The sequence below is a fragment of the Actimicrobium sp. CCI2.3 genome (assembly GCF_035019065.1).
Classification (GTDB): domain Bacteria; phylum Pseudomonadota; class Gammaproteobacteria; order Burkholderiales; family Burkholderiaceae_D; genus Actimicrobium.
In genome coordinates this window covers 25,468-43,899 of record NZ_JASJWR010000013.1, presented here as the reverse complement: position 1 = coordinate 43,899, position 18,432 = coordinate 25,468, and the positions used below count along the sequence as shown (strand labels likewise).

Genomic DNA, 18,432 nt, shown 5'->3' with positions numbered 1-18,432 from the left:
CCACCCATGCTGACTCTTAACTCCCGTATTGACCATGCCGAACACATCGATGATGAACTGATCCTGCCCTTCGAGCTGCGTGAAAAAAGTCGCTTGCGCGCCACCCTCGTCAGCGGCGAAGTCGTTGCTGTCTTCACGGTCCGCGGCACCGTGCTGCGCGATGGCGATTTGCTGCGCGGTGACGATGGCCGCGTGGTCAAGATTACGGCGGCCGCCGAGGCGACCTGCCGCGTCGATTGCCCGACCGCGCATAACTTGCTGCGCTGCGCTTTTCATCTCGGCAATCGCCACACCCAAGCGCAAGTCGGCGATGGCTTTTTACGCATTCGCGCTGATCCGGTCTTGAAGGAAATGCTGCAAGGACTGGGCGCGACGGTGACCGACGAACTGGCACCGTTCGAGCCGGAGTCCGGCGCGTACGGTGGCGGGCATGCGCATCGCGATGACGGCAATCTGCTGGCACCGGTTCCGCTGCGCCAGCGCATTCACAGACCGGCACAGGTCACCGACAAGACGACCGACTAGATGCACGCCACCGCCCTGCTCCATCTGCTGCAACTGGCCAGTCCGTCCTTGCCGATCGGTGCCTACAGCTATTCGCAAGGACTGGAAGCGGCGATGGAAAGCGGCCTCGTCACCGACGCACCGACCGCTCGCGCATGGATTATCGACACCTTGCATCATGTTGTTGCGCGTTTCGAAGCACCTGTTTTGTGGCGCTTGCTGCAGGCATTTTCTGCGCGGGATGCAGTGGCGATTGCGCACTGGACCGAGCAATTCATCGCCGCGCGCGACACCGCGGAATTCCGGGCCGAGACGATACAGATGGGCTATTCGCTGGGCAAGCTGATGGCTGATTTGCAGATTGACGATGGTGGCTTGCTGGCGCTGTTGCAGGCGCAACCGGAGATTGCGCTGCCGACGGCGTTTGCGTATGCAGCGGTTGCGCTGAAGGTGCCGGCGGACGCTGCGCTGCTTGGGATGCTGTTTTCTTGGGCTGAGAATCAAGTGCTGGTGTGTGTGAAATCGGTGCCGCTCGGGCAGGTGGCTGGGCAGCGTTTGCTGCTGTCGTTGCAGCCGGAGCTAGCGCTGGCGGCGGAGGCGGCCAGCACGATCGCCGATGAAGAGTTGTCGAGCTGGTCGCCGGGGTTGTCGTTGCTATCCATGCAGCATGAAGTGCAGTACAGCCGGTTGTATCGGTCGTGATTTTTACGGCTGCGATCGTTGAACGTTTTTACTCCGTAATCCGCCAGCGGCCTCAGAGTAATTTTCGCGATAACCCGTTGCGAAAAAAAACTCTGACCCCGGTGGCTGCCGATGTGGTTTGCGGCGTCCTTTAACCCAACCTGATGTTATCCATGACCACTCCCAATCCCCTACGCGTCGGCATCGGCGGCCCTGTCGGCTCCGGCAAAACTGCCTTGTGCGAACTGCTATGCAAACGCATGCGCGACCAGTACGACATGGCCGTCATCACCAACGACATCTACACCAAGGAAGACATGGAAATCCTGTTGCGCGCCGATGCGCTGCCAGCAGAACGTTTGATGGGAGTCGAAACCGGCGGCTGTCCGCACACCGCCATTCGTGAAGATGCGTCGATCAACCTCGAAGCCATTGCCCGCATGAGCGCCGAATTCCCGGACCTCGATCTGATCCTGATCGAGTCCGGCGGTGACAATCTCGCTGCGACCTTCAGCCCGGAATTATCCGACCTGACGATCTACGTCATCGACGTTGCCGGCGGCGAAAAAATTCCGCGCAAGGGCGGTCCCGGTATCACGCGCTCGGATCTGCTGATCATCAACAAGACCGACCTGGCGCCGTATGTCGGTGCCAATCTCGACGTGATGGCCGCCGATGCCAAGCGCATGCGTGGCGATCGGCCATTCGTGTTCACCAATTTACGCAGTGGCGATGGCGTCGAGACCGTGATTGAATTTATCCGGCGGGAAGGTTTGATGGAGTCGTGAGCAGCACGTACTCGACGGTCATCTGGTCGAGTGTCGCCATCATCTGGGCAAAGGCGGCGGTGGCCTGCTCCGGTTCGCCCTTGACGCCCAGCTCGATATGGCGGCGTGTTTCGGCGTCACCGACGCTGGGCAAACTGAACACTTTGACCAGCGGATACTGGCTCTCGATCTGCTCCATCAATGGCGTCAGCGTCGACTCCATCGAGCCATACACCAGCGCGGCTTTCTCCAGGCGCGGCACTTGATGGAACAGGTGACTGTAGTGGGTATCGAGTACCCATTCAATCATCGGCCAGGCCATCACCGGAAATCCCGGCACGAAATAATGCGCGCCGCCGTCGCCGGTCAGCAGTGAAAAGCCGGGAATCTTGTTGAACGGGTTGGGGATGATCGACGAGCCCGCCGGGAATTCCCCCATGTGCAGCCGATGCAGATTTTCCGGGGCCGACAGATTGAGTTCGGTGCCGCTTTCGCGTGCCATCTCGATCATCCGGCCTTCGATCAGCGCCTTGGCTTCGGGATGCTGGATCAGCGGCGTCCCGTACGCGGCCGCCGCGCATTGGCGCGTGTGATCGTCCGGTGTTGCGCCGATGCCGCCGCAAGAAAACACGATGTCGCCGGTGGCCATGGTACGGGCCAGCGTGGCGGTGATGCGGGCGCGCTCATCGCCGATGTATTCGGCCCAGCCGAGTTGCAGGCCACGTGCCGAGAGCAGTGAAACCACTTTGGGAAAATGCTTGTCGGCGCGTTTTCCGGAAAGGATTTCGTCGCCGATGATGATGAGTCCGATGGCCATGAGTGTGTCAGTCCGGTGAAGAAATTGTTGATGGGTTGGCCTGGCGGTGCTGTGTCAGCGCCGCCAGACAATAATGCTCGAACCATAATCCGGTAAAAATAAACACCAGCACGTACAGCCAGATCGATAACGCGGCCAGCAATGGAAACAGCACAACCGACAGCGCACCACCCAGCCACAGCAAGGTCGGCATGGCACCAAGCGCACCGGCAACCGTGCCGATCAGCAGCAGAGGCCATTTATGCTGACGCAAGATCGCGTGCAATTCAATTGTGTCCGCATGCAGTGACAGCGCATCGTACGCCAGTACGCGGTAAGTCAGCCAGCCCCATAACAACGGCTGCACCAGAAATCCCAGTGGTGGAATCGCCGACAGCGGCAACGTGACCAGCCACAACAGTAGAAAAATCACGAAGGATGACAACGCGATCCAGAGACTGCCGAGGAGTGAACCGTTTCCGCGTTGTTCCAGCGTCGGAAAACGTCGGCTGGCGACATGCTTGACGACGACCGGCATGGCCAGCGTGCCGATGAATACCAGAGCGGTCAGTATCATCAGCGGCAGCAACACCCACATCGCCAGCAGCGGCACGATCACCGCCTTGATCGCACCAAGGCCGAACCACCCGAGTACGTCACCGACGATGCGAAAACCATTATTGTCGAGGAACCAGCCGTGTATCCAGTCGATTAACGGCTGGAAGCCCAGCCACAGCACGACGCCCCAGATCACCACCGACAGCAGAAACGGCATCAGTGTCAGCAACAGCATGCGCGCATGCATTTGCGACCAGACCGCGCGAAAAAAAGCAGCGAGCACAGGATGCATCAAGAGTGATGCCTGTCGAAACCGGTCATGCGTTTCAGGCCCAGCCATTGCTGCGCCCAGAAACCGCGCCCGTAGTCGCGACTGCTGCCAGCCGGTGCGGGCAACTGGTCGCGAATACCGGTCGGACCAAAGCTCTCGCTAAAATTGGCCGTCCGGAAAAGGATGTCCCAGACCGGAAACAGCACCGCAAAATTATGTCCCCCCAAGGAACCCTTGCCGTAGCTTTCGTGACCGATACCGATACCGTGATGAACCCGATGGTAGCGTGGCGAGACCAGCAGCCGTTCGCCGAGCCAGCCGAAATACAACTTGACGTTGGCATGCTGCAGGCTTTGCAGAATGCGCGATGCGGCCACCAGCAATACGTACTGGCCGGGTGGCACACCAATGGCCAGCGCAATGACGGCCATGTAGATGTCTCGCATGAAATCATCGAGCAAGTGGTTGCGGTTATCGCTCCACAGATTCATGTCCTGCTGGCTGTGGTGCAGGCTGTGCAAACCCCACCACCAGTGAATTTGATGCGAACCACGGTGATACCAGTAATCGAAAAAATCCAGTACGAACAGATACAGGAGGAAGGTCACCAGCGGCAGGTCGGTCACGCCGGGCCACAGGCTGTCGAGATTGAATGGCTGCAGGCCTTCGAGATGCAGTACACCAGTCAACTGATCAATCAGCGGGTCGAGTACGAAAAACACGGCGACCGTGAACGCGCCGAGGCGATGGATCGCCGTGTACAAAAAATCGATGCGACGCGCGCCCTTGTCGGTGATGACCTGCGCTGGCAAGAGCGCTTCGAGGGGACGCAGTAAAACAAACAGCAGCACGATTTCGCAGAGTCCGACGAGCAGCCACTCGGTGCCTTCAAAAGCTTGTTCGGTGAATTCGCCCAGACCGGTCAGATAGATGAATGGCGCGATCACGCTCTGGAACAGCCAGCCGTGGACTTGCGCGAACAGATCGACCAGAGTGGCAATCATCAACGATGCTCCAGAACATGCTGACGGTAATCGGGGTGGTCGCGCAAGGTTGCGAAGCAAAACCCTTTTTGCTCCAATCCGGTCAGCAAGGGTTCGAGCACCGCCGGTGCCCAAGGGTCTTTACGCGACCAGATACCGAGGTGCGCCATGAAGATATCGCCGTCTTTCAGACCGGCCAGTGATTGCTGCAACAGCTTCGCATTGGGCGAGGTCTGACTCGGCAATTCATCGCCGGAAAATCCGGCGGGTGCCCAGCCGACATGTGCGTAGCCGCACGCGGCTCCGGCGGCACGCAAGTTGGGTGTCAGCTTGCCACCCGGCGCACGCCATAACGGATCCAGCTTGTTGCCGGTCAGTTCCTGGAAGCGCGTTGCGACACGATTGAGTTCGTCGCAATACTGCTGGCTTGTCCAACTGACTTTTTTACCCGCCTGCGCGCCAAATTGCGGCTTCATTTCGATCTTGCCATCCGGTAGATCGCGCTGCACGTACACGTGGTCAAACGTATGCGTGCCGAACGCATGGCCATCCGCGATCAGCGCTTTCCAGTACGGCGCCCAGGTCGACTCAAGCGAAAAGTCACCGTTGACGGTTTTTTCATTGGCGAGAAAGAAGGTCGCTTTAGCGTGATGACGACGGAGAGTCTCGGCGATCAGCGCCGCCTGCGACTGACTGCCGGTATCGAAGGTCAGGTAAATGGTGCCCTTGCAAGCGGCGGCCGCCGCTGCTGCCGCATTGCCGGCTAGCGCCCACGCCAGCAGCAGACAGATCAGTCGAACTGGTCCGGCAGAAAAATGCCTCGTCGTCATGCGCGCTTGCTCATGTTGTCAGCTCGCTGCGCGGTTGATGAAATACACCCCGTGCGGCGAACGTCCAACCGGGATCAGCTTGATGACCTTGCGGCTGGCCACATCGATCACGGCGACTTTCTTGATCCAGCGCAGCGTGACCCACAGCGTCTTGCCATCGGCAGTCAGTTCCATGCAATCCGGCCCGCCGGGCACATTGATGGTACCGACGTTTTCCAGAGTTTTCATGTCGATCAGGTTGATCGTATTCGACACCCGGTTCGATACGAACATGTGACGTCCGTCGCTTTTCGGATGGAAATTATGGGCACCGGCACCTGCCTTGATGCGTTTGATGACCTTCTGGGTGCGCCAGTCGATCACTTCGACGACATCGCTACCCATGATGCCGACCATCAGATATTTGTCGTCGGGAGTCAGCGCGATGCCGGCCGGTAGCTTGCCAACCGGCATGGTCCACATGACCGTCTGCGTGGCCAGGTCAATCGCACTGATTTCGTGACTGCCTTGCTGTGTCACGAAGACGGTACTGCTGTCGGCGGTGAACGCCATGTGACTGGGTAACTTTGGCAGCGGAACACGCTTGGCCAGTGTCATGTCCTTGCCGTCGTACCGATAGAGGTCGACGCGGTCGAGCCGCAGTGCATTGGCAACAAACCATTTCTGGTCAGGCGAAAAACCGATCTGGTATGGGTCAGCAATATTCTTGACGCGGCGCTGAATCTCGCCGGAGGCGGGATCGAGGAAGACCAGCTCGTCGCCGGTGGCACTGGCAACGATCAGCGATTTGTTGTCGGGCGTCGCCATCAGATGATGTGGCTCCTTGCCCACCGAAAAGGTGTCGATGACCTTGTACGTATCCTGATCGATCAGGCTAACCGTTGCATCACGAGAGTTGAGAACCACTACGACGGTGGCCTGAACTGGCGCTGCACACAACAACACAAACAGGACCGCACAAGCACTACCTAAATAACGAAACATGAACACCACTTGAAGAGGGTTGGAACGAGCCGCATTTTACCGCGTCAGCCCGGGCGCTCCAAGCCGTCATATGTTTCCCGCCGCGTCAGAGGCCACACCATCCCCATCACTTTCACGGCCTGCTACAATCAGGTCGCGCTTTTATCTCGCTTCCCCCCACTCATTTCAGGAAAAAATCATGTCCCTCACCATGTTGGCCTCAGGCCTGCAATACGAAGATACCCAAGTCGGCACGGGCGATGAAGCCAAAGCAGGGGATCATGTCAGCGTGCATTACACCGGCTGGCTGCAAAAAGCCGACGGTAGCGCCGGCAGCAAATTCGATTCGAGCAAGGATCGCAATGACCCGTTCAATTTTCCGCTGGGTGCCGGTCATGTCATCAAGGGCTGGGACGAAGGCGTGCAAGGCATGAAGGTTGGCGGCGCACGGACACTGGTGATCCCTGCCTCGCTCGGCTATGGCGCACGCGGTGCCGGCGGAGCCATTCCACCGAACGCCACGCTGATTTTTGAAGTCGAACTGCTAGGCGTTTAAGGTCCGGCATGAAACTCTTTATCAAGCATCTTTGTGCTGCAGCAATGCTGACTGTGATGGCGGGTGCCAGCTTTGGCGCTGAAGCGACCGCGCCCGTGGATCCCAAGGCCATGGTCACGACGCCTTCCGGTCTGCAATACAGCGAGGTCAAACTCGGCACCGGAGCAATGGCCAAGGCCGGCGGCAATGTCAGCGTGCACTACACCGGCTGGCTGCAGAATCCTGACGGCAGCATCGGCAAGAAGTTTGACTCCAGCCGCGACCGGGGCCAGCCCTTCCAGTTTCCGCTGGGTCGCGGTCAAGTCATTCGCGGTTGGGATGAGGGCGTGCAAGGGATGCTGGTTGGCGGTCAGCGCCGGTTGGTCATTCCGGCAGCGCTGGGCTATGGCCAGCGTGGAGCTGCTGGTGTGATCCCGCCAGGTGCAACCCTGGTCTTCGACGTCGAGTTGCTCGGTCTCTGAACCACATGACCAGAGTCCTTGCTGCCGTTCTGATCCTGCTGTCGCTCGGCGGTTGCGTCGTCATGACTGTGGGCGCAGCAGCGGTATCGGTGGCCAGCACGGTAGTCGGGGTCGGCGTCACCGTCGGCTCGGCTGCGGTCGGCGTGGCCGGCAGTGCGGTCAAGGGGACGGCTGGCCTGCTCGTCAATTAACCTTTTTTTCTTTGCCCAAGGCGCTCCATGACACTGCAAATCCAGTTCGAACAGGCTCTCGCCGACTCGAAAAATCTCGCCGATCGCCCTGACAACATGACGTTGCTGAAAATGTATGCGCTCTACAAACAGGGTAGCAAGGGCGATGCCGATGGGGCGCGACCTGGCTTTACGGACCTGGTCGGCCGGGCTAAATGGGATGCCTGGGATGCGCTCAAAGGTGTTACCCCGGAACACGCGATGCAGCAGTATGTGGATCTGGTTGCGGATCTCAAGAGCGGAATTTAGTGCATTCGGTGTAACCGCCGACGGAAAGTCGCCGGTGCCTCAAGACTTCTTAAGCCACACCGGCAAATACCTTCGCCATATTGCGCGTAACTTTTTCCTGAATCATCGGCGCAAACGACTTCAACATGATGCCCAACGTGATATCAAGCCTAGCGTCATTGGCTCCGATTGCCAGCGTACCGGCGACTCCGCTGCGATTGAACGACAGCACGTCACCGTTCCACGTACTCGCGACGTCATAATCGGACGCCATTTTGTCGGCCACGGTCTGGGCTGCAGCGATGGCGTTGTTACGCGAGAGCTGGTGTTGCTGGGTAATGCTGATATCGGCCATTGCCTTATCCTTTCGACGTCACTTGCGGGTTCAGGCAATTCGGTGGCAACTGGCCGCCAAGCGCCGCGATCAGGTTCGCTGCGGCGCAGTGGGTCATCGCACGCCGCGTCGGGGCCGAGGCACTGGCAATATGCGGCGTCAGCACCACGTTCGACAAGGCAAGAAAGCCGGGATTGAACGCCGGCTCGCCTTCAAATACATCAAGCCCTGCACCGGCGATACGCTGTTCGCGCAACGCATCAATGAGAGCGACATCATCGACTATCCCGCCCCGCGCAATATTGACGAGGATGGCCGTCGGCTTCATCAGCGCCAGTTCGGCCGCCGCAATCGTATGGTGTGTCGCTGCGGAATAGGGCAACACCAAGACCACGTGGTCCGCCTGGCGCAACACGTCTTCCTTGCTCCGGTACTCGGCATGATTGGCGCGCGCCTCGAGTTCCGACGTCAGACGCGAACGATTGTGATAGACGACCTTCATGTCGAATCCCATTGACCGGCGGGCAATCGCCTGACCAATGCGACCCATGCCAATGATCCCCAGCGTACTGCCATGCAGATCGGCTCCGAGAAAACCGTCGTAGCGCCATTTTTCCCAGTGACCAGCACGCAACCAGTGTTCGGACTCCGTGACGCGCCGTGCTGCCGCCATGAGCAGTGCCCAGCCGAAGTCAGCTGTCGTTTCGTTGAGAACGTCTGGCGTGTTCGTGACCAGAATGCCGGCTTGCGTCGCCGCATCGAGTGCAATGTTGTTGTAGCCGACAGCGATATTACAAATTGCCTTGAGTTGCGGTGACGCCCTGATCAACTCGGCGCTGATGCCCTCGCTGGAAGTCACCATGACGGCATCCTTGCCCCGCACTTTTTCCAGCAGAACTTCCGGCGAAAAAATCATGTCATCCTGGTTGGACTCGACATCGAACTGTTGCTCCAGGCCGGCAAGGATGTCTGGGAAGATCGCACGGGCGATGAGAATGTGTTTCTTGGTCATGGCGGGCAATCATGAAGGAAGTAATCCGCAATGGCGGGGCAGGATGCCAGTCACTGGGTGGCCTGCATTCTAGCTCAGAGCGCATGACAGGCGGACACAAGACACGACGATGCGCCCATAAAAAATGCCTCGCTAAGCGAGGCATTGTTCATTGGCACCAGTCCGGCACCGCGACTGCGGCATCGGCGCTGGAGCGCAACTCAAGCCTGGTTGGACTTCGCTTTGCGACGAGCAGCGAAACCAAGCAGACCGAGGCCAGCTAGCATCATTGCATAGGTCTCTGGCTCAGGGACAGGTGAAGGGATTGGCGTGCCAGCAGTAACAGAGATTGATCCGTTGTAGCTGCTGATACTACCAAATGAATTACCACTCACCAGCAGTTGCAATGGACCGGTGAACTGCTGAGCACCCAGCACAAGATTGTAAATGGTGAAGCCAGAAGCAGGGCTCAATGGCGTAGTCGCCATCAGGCTGACTCCATTCAGCGATGCTGAATTAAAAGTGACACCGCCACCAAACAGCGTAAACGAGCTTACCAGTGTTGTCGCCAAACCGGAGCTAAGCGTCGGCGTGAAATTGAACACATCATTAAACGCTGACGTCCCGGAGTGAGTACCACCGAAATACGATGTCAGATCGCCCGTCGCCGAATCAATCGACAGCGGAACACTTTGTATTGGGGCGGTATCAGCATAGGCCACTGGCATGGCAAACGCAGATGAAAGTGCTAAGGCAGCGACGGCGTATTGAAGTTTCATAAATATCTCGATTAAAAGTAGGATTAAAAAAGTAACCAGTGAATAAAAAATTAATAAAATCAATATGCTGAATATTTCTAATCAGACACATTAATAAAACTACACCGCTTGGATCAAAAACTAATTCGAATCTTATCGCAGAGTAAAAAACATATGTAGTTGTTTTAATAATATATTGATAAAAATCACACTAACTATTTATTCTCTTACTAACCTACTTCATCTTTCCGCATTTCCTACATGTCACTTCATTTACTCCTACAAACGACTTTATAATTACCTACAAAGTATTAATCAGGAGCATTAACTTTCTTTGAAAATATATTATTTAATAGCAATTTTATTTAGTCAATAATTCCCGAATACTAGTAATTAGAAAAATATAAAAAATAAAATATGACCATCCCGTTCCAGCAACGCCGTACTTTGCAATTTTTTATATATTGTGCTGATGTGATTATTTAGTTAATATTTCCACAAGGAAAAGCAGGGAGTGGAACGAGGGTGAAGAAACCAACTGGGAAGATGATGATGCCGAAACGCGAGCGGACACCCCGCAGGACAGCTGATGGAGTGTTTCGCGGAAGGAAGGGAAGCCAAACACTTGGCGAATGCCGGACCGGCGAAAGGTTGCCTGTCAGTGTAGATAGCTATGTGTAGATAAACGCATCAGCATCAGCAAAATCGGAATGAACCGGAAGAGCTCAAAAGAGTCGATGAGATCGTTACGAGAGGCTATCCATGGAGCGCAACGGGACAATGACACGAACAATTTCTCAATGACAATTAATGAGATAAAAGTTGCTGTTCGTGCAGATGCAATTTCATGTTAAATAATTTTTGTAAACTAACTGCTGAGTACCATCCATCAGCGAACTATAAATCTACTTCTTTTCAACATTCCAAAAAAAATGCCTAGGAATACCAAGGCATTTTTTTGCATCATGTTCCTGCATCAGCAGGAGCACTACCTAATTAGCAATCAAACTTGATTACCCTTGGATTTGCGTCGTGCTGCAAAGCCAAGCAGACCGAGGCCAGCAAGCATCATTGCGTAAGTTTCTGGTTCCGGGACTGGGCTAGGAATTGCCTGACCCATGGGAGCATCCACTGTGAACAAATACGAGCCACTTGAGCCGCTTCCCGTGGTTTTTCCTGCAACGGTAAAGTAATAATCACCCGCAGTAAGTAGTTCTTGACCGTAGCTGGCAATATTTGCTCCTGGGATCGGGGAAGAACCTAGCAATACCCCGGTATTTAAAACACCCTTGTAGAGAGAAACCACCATGCTGTTTATATCAAAAATACTGCCAGGATTAACATAAAACCCTAAAACCGGACGCTGATTCGTAGCAGATGAACCAAGCGCATTTTCTTGCCCTACAAGCGCAAACGAAAAGTTGTCTAGAAAGGACTTTCCTGTAAGGTGAACGACTGATTGGGTCTGAGTGTACAAAAAATCTGGATCAGAGGCATCAAGCGTAAAGTTAAAACTTTGCGTGTTCGCGGTAGAAATTTTAGCCGCGTTAGAGAAACCCGTTACGCTAGATAGTGCAATCACTGCAAGCACATAGTTAAATTTCATAATTTTCTCGATAAAAGTTTTGACAGAAAAGTTAGTTTTTCAGCAACATTGGCCAGGTTGACTTTTCCTGGCGCTTTTTTATGACTTGATAGTATCTCAACAATCAAAAAAACAATGGATTTTATGATAACTTATTTCTGCAATACACACTTGTTCACAATCAAGACACAATTTCTCGTAGTGAGGCGTGCGGGTTCCGAATTTGCTTATACGCAATCTGTCTAAGTCCAATTTGTAGGAATACCCGAACTGACTTAAAATACGCCCCTCCGCGGCTGCCCTTTTCATGCTGCGTCCTGCATCGGTCCGCTGAACAGTGACGCACAGCCCTGCCACCCGTCTTACCTTTACAGAACCAGGATAGTTATGACCCACGTTGTGACCGAATCGTGCATCCAGTGCCGCTATACCGATTGCGTGGATGTGTGCCCGGTAGATTGTTTTCGCGAAGGCCCGAACTTTCTGTCGATCGACCCCGATGAATGCATCGATTGCGCCGTGTGCGTTGCCGAGTGCCCGGTCAATGCCATTTACGCGGAAGAAGACGTACCGGCTGACCAGCAACAGTTCATCAAATTGAATATTGATCTCTCGCTCGGTTGGCCATCGATCACGAAAACCAAGGCACCACTGCCGGAAGCGGACGATTTCAAGGATATGCAGAAAAAACTTCATCTGCTAAAGCGCTGATGCCGGGACGTCAACCAACCGTCAAATAAGGTCACGATAGAGCTTAAAAGCAGATCATCGTGAGCACTGTAAAACTCGGAACGCATGTTCCGGCTATCTCGGACATGTTTGCTGCGAGCGGCGTCGACTTGGTCGGCTTGTTTAAAAAAAGCACGATACTTCCCCGGAAGCATTGTGCTTTTTTGACATTTACCGTAATGAATTGCACGCAATGTTTCCGCATGCCGTACACTCGCCCGGGATGACAATGAAAGTAGTGACGAATTATTAATTAACGGTTTTAATTGCACAACCATCCGTTACGCTCCAGCACTTTCATACTTGAAATTGATTCATTCGATCGCGCCGTTCATGTTGGTTAAATGAAGAAAAAAATGTCATCAATTGCTGCAACCAGCGCGTTTAATCAAAAAAGCAGGGAAATTCGGTTACTACTAATGGTTTCTGTAAAAAATTACTGAATCATCCAGATATCAGACCGATTGAACTGGTCTAAGATGCAGTGCAACAACGTGAGTCCGCCCCGATCGACGCACGGTAACTACCGATGAGGCCATCATGCTCTACCACTTTCACGAAATGAACCGCAGCTTCATGAACCCTCTGATCCAGTGGGCTGAAGCGTCGGCAAAATTGTTCACCAACCCTGTTTCGCCGCTGGCGCACACGCCGTTTTCACAGCGCATCGCGGCAGGCTACGAACTGATGTTTCGCCTTGGTAAAGATTACGAAAAACCGCAATTCGGACTGACGTCGACAATGATCAACGGCGAAGCCGTTGGCATCCTCGAAGCGGCCTCTACCGTCAAACCATTCTGTACCCTGCTGCATTTCGCCAAGAATCTGAGCCTTGCCAAGCGCACTGCGTTGAATCAGCCAAAAGTATTGCTAGTCGCGCCGCTGTCGGGACATCATTCGACCTTGTTGCGCGACACGGTGCGGGCACTGCTGCCAGAACACGATGTCTACATCACCGACTGGACCGATGCGCGCATGGTGCCATTGGCTGAAGGTGCATTCCACTTGCATGACTATATTTACTACGTGCAGGACTTCATCCGTCAACTCGGCCCGGACGTCCATGTGATTTCAGTGTGCCAGCCGACCGTACCGGTACTGGCTGCCATTTCGCTGATGGCGACTGCCAAAGATCCGATGCTGCCAAAAACCATGACGATGATGGGTGGCCCGATCGATCCGCGCAAATCGCCGACCGAAGTCAACAACCTCGCCACCAAGAAGCCTTTCTCGTGGTTTGAAAACACCGTGATCTACACAGTGCCATCGAACTACCCGGGCGCTGGCCGCAAAGTTTATCCAGGCTTTCTGCAACATGCCGGTTTCGTCGCGATGAATCCGGATCGCCATGCACAGAGCCATTGGGATTTCTACATGCAACTGCGCAAAGGGGACGACGCGTCGGCCGAAGAGCATCGCAAGTTTTACGATGAATACAATGCCGTGCTCGACATGCCGTCCGAGTACTACCTTGAAACCATCAAGACCGTGTTTCAGGATTTCAACCTGCCATTGGGCACATGGGAAATCGAAGGCAAGCTGGTTCGTCCGCAAGACATCACGACCGTCGCGCTGCTGACCGTCGAAGGTGAACTCGATGACATCTCCGGTGCCGGACAAACCCAGGCGGCGCACACGCTGTGCAGCGGTATTCCAGCAGACATGCAGGAAGACTACATCGCAGAAGGATGTGGCCATTACGGTATTTTTGCCGGACGCCGCTGGCGAGAGCTGATCTGCCCGAAAGTTGGTGCGTTCATTAAAGCGCATTCCTGATTCGCTTCAGTGCGACAGCAAAGCCGTTCACCCTCGGGTCGAACGGCTTTTTTCATTTGAGCGACCGAAGTCGGCAGCGCCCGATATGCAGGATAATGCGGTCTTTGAAAATTCGATTGCTGCCGTGTCGCACCCCGTCATGAAATCCCTCGCTGATCGCATCGAAGATGCACTGCCACAAACGCAATGTACAAAGTGCGGATACGCCGGCTGCCGTCCGTATGCCGAGGCTATCGCCGATGGCAGTGCCGACATCAACCAGTGCCCCCCTGGCGGGCAAGAAGGTATCGTCCGGTTGGCCAGGTTACTGGACCGGGAAGTCATCCCTCTCAATCCTGTCCATGGACTCGAGCGTCCGCGCCCGGTTGCGGTCATTGATGAGGCATTGTGCATAGGTTGCACGCTGTGCATCCAGGCTTGTCCGGTCGATGCCATTCTCGGTGCGCCGAAACTGATGCACACCATCCTGCCCGACCTGTGTACCGGCTGCGACTTGTGCGTGGCACCCTGCCCGGTTGATTGCATTGCGATGGTGCCGGTCACCACGACGACCGGCTGGCAGGCATGGAGCCCGCAACAGGCCGACGAGGCCCGGGCCCGGCATGATTTCAGGACTGCACGATTGCTGCGCGAGCGACGCGAAAACGACGCCCGGCTGCTCGCCAAAGCGGCTGCCAAGCTCAAGGAAGTCGAGGCGGCACCGGCACTGTCTGCCGCCGACAGTGCCGAACGGGATCGCAAGAAGGCCATCATCCAGGCCGCCATCGAACGGGCCCGGATCAAGCGCGATGCCGATGCCGGAGAAGCCGGATGAACGCCGACAAACGCCGGATCATTTTTGAACGCTGGCAGGCCGCCAATCCGCATCCTGCCACTGAACTCGCGTACACGACGCCGTTTGAATTGCTCATTGCGGTGCTGCTGTCGGCACAAGCCACCGACGTGGCCGTCAACAAGGCGACCCGCAAATTGTTCCCGATCGCCAGCACGCCAGCGGCGATCTACGCGCTGGGTGTCGACGGACTGATCCCGTATATCCAGACCATAGGTCTGTTTCGCAACAAGGCAAAAAACACGATTGAAACTTGTCGTCTGATCCTGACCGAACACGGCGGTCAGATACCGCGCGACCGGGCCGGTCTTGAAGCCCTGCCGGGAGTCGGTCGCAAGACGGCCAATGTGGTGTTGAATACCGCGTTCGGAGAACCGACCATTGCGGTCGACACGCATATTTTCCGTGTCGGCAATCGCACCGGACTCGCACCCGGCAAGGATGTCGACGTGGTCGAACACAAGCTGATGAAATTTGTGCCGCGTGAATTTTTGCAGGATGCGCATCACTGGATGATCCTGCATGGTCGCTACACGTGTACGGCGCGCAGCCCGCAATGCTGGAATTGCATGATTGCGGACTTGTGCGATTACCGGGACAAGACACCCATGCCGGCCAAGGCCGTCTGATCAGATTACCGAGCAGGCTTCCTCGAACGACAGGCGCGGTGAGCGGGCGAACAATTTGGTCGCATCACCGTGGCCAATACTGCAGACAAAGTTGACCTTGACCGTGGTGCCGCCGAAAAATGCAGCATCAACCTTGCCTGCATCAAATCCCGACATCGGACCGACATCCAGACCCAGCGCCCGCGCCGCGAGCATGAAGTAGCCACCCTGCAGCGATGAATTACGAAACGCGGTGGCGTCGATCAATGGCTGATTACCGGCGAACCACGAACGCGCATCCGCATGCGGAAACAAGTGCGGCAGCTTGTCAAGAAACGCCATGTCCATGCCGATGATCGCCGTCACCGGTGCAGTCCTGACCTTCTCGGCATTGCCTGCTGCCATGCAGTCAGCCAGCTTTGCACGGGCGTCGTCCGATTGAACGAAGACAATCCGTGCCGGTTCGCAATTGGCCGAAGTCGGGGCCCATTTCACGAGATCGTAGAGTTGCTGTAACTGGGTCTGGCTAACCGGTTGGTCGAGCCAGCCATTGTGACTGCGTGCATCGGAAAACAAGGTGGCGAGAGCGGCCTGATCTAGCATGAAAGACTCCGGGAATAGTTGGGTAAAGGTTCATGGTAATCGAATCGACCACGCCACGTGCCCGCGTCAACCCCCGTACAATCAACTTTTTTATTGCCGGCACCACCACCATGTTCACACCGTCACAGGATGATGTAAGACGCTTTTTTTGTGCCACCTACGACAAGCATCGCAGCGGTGCGATCCTCAGTCCGCTCGAAGCGATTGCACGCGACTGGATTGCGCAGCATCCCGAATACGCCAGTGCGCTCGAAGACATTGACAGCGCCCTGGCCGCCGACTACTCGGTCGAACGCGGGCAAAGCAATCCGTTCCTGCATTTGTCGATGCACCTGTCGATCGCCGAACAAATCTCGATCGACCAGCCGCCCGGTATCCGCGCCGCATTCCTGACGCTGGCACGCAAGCTGGACTCCGAACATGAAGCGCATCATCAGATCATGGAATGCCTGGGCGAGATGATGTGGACAGCGCAACGCAGCGGGTTGCCACCGGACGGCATGACCTACATCGAGAATGTGCGGCGGCGTTGCTGAATACTTCGTCATAAAAAAAGCCACGACGCATCGTGGCTTTTTTTATCGGTGCGGACGCTACCTTATTGCTTCACCATCACCAGCGAACCCGGCAAGCCATGCAGATACGCAGCAATGTCTTCGATGTCGACTGCCGACAAGGGCTTTGCCATACCGGCCATGATCGCATTGTTGCGACCGTTGAGTGCATCCCCACCGCGCTTGTAAGCGACCAGTGCGTGCTTGAGGTAATCGGCATGCTGACCAGCCAGTTTCGGATAGGTCGGATCGATCGGGCTATTGAAGTCGGCACCGTGACACGCCGCGCAATTGTATTTGGCGGTCAGTGCCTTGCCGTTGTCGGCATTGCCAGCGGCACTGGCGTTCATTGCGGCGGCACTGCAAAGCGCGAAGACCGCGCCGGCTAAAAATTTTTTCATTTGTGGGTCCCCGTTATTTTTTTTGCGAGTAGTAAGCAGCGACATCGACAATGTCCTGCTCGCTCAGGCTGGTAGCAATACCGCGCATCGATGGATGAGTGCGATCGCCTTTCTTGTAAGCGTGCAGCGCGCTCTCGATGTACTTGGCGGATTGTCCGCCAATCATCGGCACCGAATACACTTCAGGGAAAGTCGCCTTGTAACCCGAGATGCCATGACAGCCGATACATTGTGCGATCTTGTTTTCGGCAGCTTTGGCATCGCCAACAAGTTCGGCTGCTGCGGCGTAGTTGGCCAGGCCGGCCAGCACGAGAAGTGCAAGTAGTTTTTTCATGTCAGCTAAGGTAGTTAATGCGAAAAAAACTCGGAGAACAGACTGCTCGGGATCATCTCAATGCTCTTGCAAGCCCGCGACCACCGTGCCGCCCGGCACCAAAACATCCGGATTCTACCGCAAGAACTTCGCCCAGTCCACGCTACAAAATAGCCTTGCCAGGCGGGTCTGCAGCGCGGTTAGCCTCAAGATTCTCGCTTATACTCGTTTTTCCATCTTTCAACGGACCATCCCCATGCCGCCAGTACCACGCTTCGAAGGTTCCGACAGTTACGTTGCCACCGGCGACCTGAAACTTGCCGTCAACGCCGCGCTCACCTTGCAGCGGCCATTGCTGATCAAAGGCGAACCTGGCACCGGCAAGACCATGCTGGCCGAAGAAGTCGCCGCTGCGCTGGGCATGCCGCTGCTGCAATGGCACATCAAGTCGACCACCAAGGCGCAGCAGGGTCTGTACGAATACGACGCCGTCTCGCGCCTGCGCGACTCGCAACTCGGCGACGAACGCATCAAGGACATTGCCAACTACATCGTCAAGGGCGTGCTGTGGCAAGCCTTCACGGCCGACGAACAGGTCGTACTGCTGATCGACGAAATCGACAAGGCCGACATTGAATTTCCAAACGACTTGCTGCGTGAACTCGACCGCATGGAATTCTATGTCTACGAGACGCGCGAGATGGTCAAGGCCAAACATCGGCCACTGGTCATCATCACCTCCAACAATGAAAAGGAATTGCCGGACGCCTTCCTGCGCCGCTGCTTTTTTCATTACATCAAGTTCCCGGACAAGGACACGATGCAGCAGATCGTCGATGTCCATTACCCGACCCTGAAAAAAGACTTGCTGGCGCAAGCGCTACAGACCTTTTACGAAGTGCGCGAGGTCCCCGGCCTGAAGAAAAAACCGTCGACCTCCGAACTGCTCGACTGGCTCAAGCTACTGCTGGCTGAAGACATTCCACCGGAAGCGCTGCGCAGCAAGGACGCCAAATCCATCGTGCCGCCGCTGCATGGTGCGCTACTGAAAAACGAACAGGACGTGCATTTGTTCGAGCGGCTGGTATTCATGTCGCGCACCAATCGCTGAGTCCCTGAC

The 18,432-nt window shown here is 55.7% G+C and carries 25 protein-coding genes; 13 read left to right on the top strand and 12 right to left on the bottom strand.

Going from position 1 to position 18,432, the window contains the following annotated elements; translation table 11 throughout:
• Nucleotides 1–6: 6 nt before the first annotated feature.
• The 3 genes from ureE (at nt 7) to ureG (ending at nt 1,973) form a co-directional block, all read left to right on the top strand.
• Complete coding sequence (gene ureE / locus QN370_RS09280) at nt 7–525, top strand: urease accessory protein UreE (protein WP_322128309.1); 519 nt, start codon at nt 7–9, stop codon at nt 523–525.
• The gene (locus QN370_RS09275) at nt 526–1,206 is read left to right on the top strand and encodes an urease accessory protein UreF (RefSeq protein WP_322128310.1); all 681 of its coding nucleotides are present in this window, start codon (nt 526–528) and stop codon (nt 1,204–1,206) included.
• Nucleotides 1,207–1,358: 152 nt separating this feature from the next.
• Nucleotides 1,359–1,973: an urease accessory protein UreG gene (gene ureG, locus QN370_RS09270; protein WP_416172161.1), complete on the top strand. Its 615-nt coding sequence runs from the start codon at nt 1,359–1,361 to the stop codon at nt 1,971–1,973.
• Here the strand turns inward: ureG and QN370_RS09265 are convergent.
• Genes QN370_RS09265 through QN370_RS09245 form a run of 5 tightly spaced genes read right to left on the bottom strand, consistent with a single transcriptional unit; the run spans nt 1,942 to nt 6,374 of the window.
• Nucleotides 1,942–2,769: a competence/damage-inducible protein A gene (locus QN370_RS09265; protein ID WP_322128312.1), complete on the bottom strand. Its 828-nt coding sequence runs from the start codon at nt 2,767–2,769 to the stop codon at nt 1,942–1,944. The genes ureG and QN370_RS09265 overlap by 32 nt on opposite strands.
• A 7-nt stretch (nt 2,770–2,776) precedes the next feature.
• Nucleotides 2,777–3,598 carry an EI24 domain-containing protein gene (locus QN370_RS09260; RefSeq protein WP_322129178.1) on the bottom strand — a complete coding sequence of 274 codons (822 nt, stop codon included), beginning with the start codon at nt 3,596–3,598 and terminating at the stop codon, nt 2,777–2,779.
• Nucleotides 3,598–4,581 carry a sterol desaturase family protein gene (locus QN370_RS09255; RefSeq protein WP_322128313.1) on the bottom strand — a complete coding sequence of 328 codons (984 nt, stop codon included), beginning with the start codon at nt 4,579–4,581 and terminating at the stop codon, nt 3,598–3,600. Before QN370_RS09255 ends, QN370_RS09260 begins: the two co-directional genes overlap by 1 nt.
• Nucleotides 4,581–5,390 carry a polysaccharide deacetylase family protein gene (locus QN370_RS09250; RefSeq protein WP_322128314.1) on the bottom strand — a complete coding sequence of 270 codons (810 nt, stop codon included), beginning with the start codon at nt 5,388–5,390 and terminating at the stop codon, nt 4,581–4,583. Before QN370_RS09250 ends, QN370_RS09255 begins: the two co-directional genes overlap by 1 nt.
• Before the next feature lie 18 nt (nt 5,391–5,408).
• A complete protein-coding gene (locus tag QN370_RS09245) occupies nt 5,409–6,374 on the bottom strand; it encodes a cytochrome D1 domain-containing protein (RefSeq protein ID WP_322128315.1) in 966 nt (321 codons plus the stop codon).
• A gap of 178 nt (nt 6,375–6,552) precedes the next feature.
• On the opposite strand from QN370_RS09245, the gene QN370_RS09240 reads away from it, so the two are divergent.
• The 4 genes from QN370_RS09240 (at nt 6,553) to QN370_RS09225 (ending at nt 7,849) form a co-directional block, all read left to right on the top strand.
• Nucleotides 6,553–6,909 (top strand): FKBP-type peptidyl-prolyl cis-trans isomerase, encoded by a 357-nt coding sequence (locus QN370_RS09240; RefSeq protein WP_322128316.1) that lies wholly within the window; start codon nt 6,553–6,555, stop codon nt 6,907–6,909.
• Nucleotides 6,910–7,019: 110 nt separating this feature from the next.
• Nucleotides 7,020–7,370, top strand: coding sequence for an FKBP-type peptidyl-prolyl cis-trans isomerase (locus QN370_RS09235; protein WP_322129179.1), 351 nt, complete (start codon nt 7,020–7,022; stop codon nt 7,368–7,370).
• Nucleotides 7,371–7,375: 5 nt separating this feature from the next.
• Nucleotides 7,376–7,561, top strand: a complete 186-nt coding sequence (locus QN370_RS09230; protein ID WP_322128317.1) for a hypothetical protein — start codon at nt 7,376–7,378, stop codon at nt 7,559–7,561.
• Between the two features lie 27 nt (nt 7,562–7,588).
• A complete protein-coding gene (locus tag QN370_RS09225) occupies nt 7,589–7,849 on the top strand; it encodes an acyl-CoA-binding protein (RefSeq protein ID WP_322128318.1) in 261 nt (86 codons plus the stop codon).
• A gap of 49 nt (nt 7,850–7,898) precedes the next feature.
• On the opposite strand, the gene QN370_RS09220 is transcribed toward QN370_RS09225, so the two are convergent.
• From QN370_RS09220 to QN370_RS09205, 4 genes are all read right to left on the bottom strand, one after another.
• Entirely contained in the window at nt 7,899–8,183 is a 285-nt protein-coding gene (locus tag QN370_RS09220) for a polyhydroxyalkanoic acid system family protein (protein ID WP_322128319.1), read from the bottom strand.
• 4 nt (nt 8,184–8,187) lie between these two features.
• A complete protein-coding gene (locus tag QN370_RS09215; protein ID WP_322128320.1) occupies nt 8,188–9,174 on the bottom strand; it encodes a D-glycerate dehydrogenase in 987 nt (328 codons plus the stop codon).
• A 200-nt stretch (nt 9,175–9,374) separates the two neighbouring features.
• Complete coding sequence (locus QN370_RS09210; protein WP_322128321.1) at nt 9,375–9,995, bottom strand: FxDxF family PEP-CTERM protein; 621 nt, start codon at nt 9,993–9,995, stop codon at nt 9,375–9,377.
• A gap of 919 nt (nt 9,996–10,914) precedes the next feature.
• A complete protein-coding gene (locus QN370_RS09205; protein WP_322128322.1) occupies nt 10,915–11,517 on the bottom strand; it encodes an FxDxF family PEP-CTERM protein in 603 nt (200 codons plus the stop codon).
• A 366-nt stretch (nt 11,518–11,883) separates the two neighbouring features.
• Here QN370_RS09205 and fdxA point away from each other — a divergent pair, with 366 nt between their 5' ends.
• The 4 genes from fdxA to nth all read left to right on the top strand — a co-directional run bounded on the left by fdxA (nt 11,884) and on the right by nth (nt 15,462).
• Nucleotides 11,884–12,207, top strand: coding sequence for a ferredoxin FdxA (gene fdxA, locus QN370_RS09200; protein WP_322128323.1), 324 nt, complete (start codon nt 11,884–11,886; stop codon nt 12,205–12,207).
• A 558-nt stretch (nt 12,208–12,765) separates the two neighbouring features.
• Nucleotides 12,766–14,001 (top strand): polyhydroxyalkanoate depolymerase, encoded by a 1,236-nt coding sequence (locus QN370_RS09195; RefSeq protein WP_322128324.1) that lies wholly within the window; start codon nt 12,766–12,768, stop codon nt 13,999–14,001.
• 85 nt (nt 14,002–14,086) lie between these two features.
• A complete protein-coding gene (rsxB, locus tag QN370_RS09190) occupies nt 14,087–14,815 on the top strand; it encodes an electron transport complex subunit RsxB (protein ID WP_322129180.1) in 729 nt (242 codons plus the stop codon).
• Nucleotides 14,812–15,462: an endonuclease III gene (gene nth / locus QN370_RS09185; protein WP_322128325.1), complete on the top strand. Its 651-nt coding sequence runs from the start codon at nt 14,812–14,814 to the stop codon at nt 15,460–15,462. The genes rsxB and nth overlap by 4 nt, the downstream gene beginning before the upstream one ends.
• On the opposite strand, the gene QN370_RS09180 is transcribed toward nth, so the two are convergent.
• Nucleotides 15,463–16,044 carry a malonic semialdehyde reductase gene (locus QN370_RS09180; protein WP_322128326.1) on the bottom strand — a complete coding sequence of 194 codons (582 nt, stop codon included), beginning with the start codon at nt 16,042–16,044 and terminating at the stop codon, nt 15,463–15,465. It abuts the gene before it with no gap.
• Between the two features lie 110 nt (nt 16,045–16,154).
• Here QN370_RS09180 and QN370_RS09175 point away from each other — a divergent pair, with 110 nt between their 5' ends.
• Entirely contained in the window at nt 16,155–16,580 is a 426-nt protein-coding gene (locus tag QN370_RS09175) for a DUF1841 family protein (protein WP_322128327.1), read from the top strand.
• Nucleotides 16,581–16,642: 62 nt separating this feature from the next.
• On the opposite strand, the gene QN370_RS09170 is transcribed toward QN370_RS09175, so the two are convergent.
• A complete protein-coding gene (locus tag QN370_RS09170; RefSeq protein WP_322128328.1) occupies nt 16,643–16,999 on the bottom strand; it encodes a c-type cytochrome in 357 nt (118 codons plus the stop codon).
• 13 nt (nt 17,000–17,012) lie between these two features.
• Nucleotides 17,013–17,333, bottom strand: coding sequence for a cytochrome c (locus QN370_RS09165; protein WP_322128329.1), 321 nt, complete (start codon nt 17,331–17,333; stop codon nt 17,013–17,015).
• A 235-nt stretch (nt 17,334–17,568) separates the two neighbouring features.
• On the opposite strand from QN370_RS09165, the gene QN370_RS09160 reads away from it, so the two are divergent.
• Nucleotides 17,569–18,423 carry a MoxR family ATPase gene (locus tag QN370_RS09160; protein ID WP_322128330.1) on the top strand — a complete coding sequence of 285 codons (855 nt, stop codon included), beginning with the start codon at nt 17,569–17,571 and terminating at the stop codon, nt 18,421–18,423.
• Nucleotides 18,424–18,432 lie beyond the last annotated feature (9 nt).

Excerpts from the sequence above, each read along its gene's own strand:
- ureE (WP_322128309.1), top strand. The coding sequence starts at position 7 with ATGCTGACTCTTAACTCCCGTATTGACCATGCCGAACACATCGATGAT.
- QN370_RS09275 (WP_322128310.1), top strand. The coding sequence starts at position 526 with ATGCACGCCACCGCCCTGCTCCATCTGCTGCAACTGGCCAGTCCGTCC.
- ureG (WP_416172161.1), top strand. The coding sequence starts at position 1,359 with ATGACCACTCCCAATCCCCTACGCGTCGGCATCGGCGGCCCTGTCGGC.
- QN370_RS09265 (WP_322128312.1), bottom strand. The coding sequence starts at position 2,769 with ATGGCCATCGGACTCATCATCATCGGCGACGAAATCCTTTCCGGAAAA.
- QN370_RS09260 (WP_322129178.1), bottom strand. The coding sequence starts at position 3,598 with ATGCATCCTGTGCTCGCTGCTTTTTTTCGCGCGGTCTGGTCGCAAATG.
- QN370_RS09255 (WP_322128313.1), bottom strand. The coding sequence starts at position 4,581 with ATGATTGCCACTCTGGTCGATCTGTTCGCGCAAGTCCACGGCTGGCTG.
- QN370_RS09250 (WP_322128314.1), bottom strand. The coding sequence starts at position 5,390 with ATGACGACGAGGCATTTTTCTGCCGGACCAGTTCGACTGATCTGTCTG.
- QN370_RS09245 (WP_322128315.1), bottom strand. The coding sequence starts at position 6,374 with ATGTTTCGTTATTTAGGTAGTGCTTGTGCGGTCCTGTTTGTGTTGTTG.
- QN370_RS09240 (WP_322128316.1), top strand. The coding sequence starts at position 6,553 with ATGTCCCTCACCATGTTGGCCTCAGGCCTGCAATACGAAGATACCCAA.
- QN370_RS09235 (WP_322129179.1), top strand. The coding sequence starts at position 7,020 with ATGGTCACGACGCCTTCCGGTCTGCAATACAGCGAGGTCAAACTCGGC.
- QN370_RS09230 (WP_322128317.1), top strand. The coding sequence starts at position 7,376 with ATGACCAGAGTCCTTGCTGCCGTTCTGATCCTGCTGTCGCTCGGCGGT.
- QN370_RS09225 (WP_322128318.1), top strand. The coding sequence starts at position 7,589 with ATGACACTGCAAATCCAGTTCGAACAGGCTCTCGCCGACTCGAAAAAT.
- QN370_RS09220 (WP_322128319.1), bottom strand. The coding sequence starts at position 8,183 with ATGGCCGATATCAGCATTACCCAGCAACACCAGCTCTCGCGTAACAAC.
- QN370_RS09215 (WP_322128320.1), bottom strand. The coding sequence starts at position 9,174 with ATGACCAAGAAACACATTCTCATCGCCCGTGCGATCTTCCCAGACATC.
- QN370_RS09205 (WP_322128322.1), bottom strand. The coding sequence starts at position 11,517 with ATGAAATTTAACTATGTGCTTGCAGTGATTGCACTATCTAGCGTAACG.
- fdxA (WP_322128323.1), top strand. The coding sequence starts at position 11,884 with ATGACCCACGTTGTGACCGAATCGTGCATCCAGTGCCGCTATACCGAT.
- QN370_RS09195 (WP_322128324.1), top strand. The coding sequence starts at position 12,766 with ATGCTCTACCACTTTCACGAAATGAACCGCAGCTTCATGAACCCTCTG.
- rsxB (WP_322129180.1), top strand. The coding sequence starts at position 14,087 with ATGCAGGATAATGCGGTCTTTGAAAATTCGATTGCTGCCGTGTCGCAC.
- nth (WP_322128325.1), top strand. The coding sequence starts at position 14,812 with ATGAACGCCGACAAACGCCGGATCATTTTTGAACGCTGGCAGGCCGCC.
- QN370_RS09180 (WP_322128326.1), bottom strand. The coding sequence starts at position 16,044 with ATGCTAGATCAGGCCGCTCTCGCCACCTTGTTTTCCGATGCACGCAGT.
- QN370_RS09175 (WP_322128327.1), top strand. The coding sequence starts at position 16,155 with ATGTTCACACCGTCACAGGATGATGTAAGACGCTTTTTTTGTGCCACC.
- QN370_RS09170 (WP_322128328.1), bottom strand. The coding sequence starts at position 16,999 with ATGAAAAAATTTTTAGCCGGCGCGGTCTTCGCGCTTTGCAGTGCCGCC.
- QN370_RS09165 (WP_322128329.1), bottom strand. The coding sequence starts at position 17,333 with ATGAAAAAACTACTTGCACTTCTCGTGCTGGCCGGCCTGGCCAACTAC.
- QN370_RS09160 (WP_322128330.1), top strand. The coding sequence starts at position 17,569 with ATGCCGCCAGTACCACGCTTCGAAGGTTCCGACAGTTACGTTGCCACC.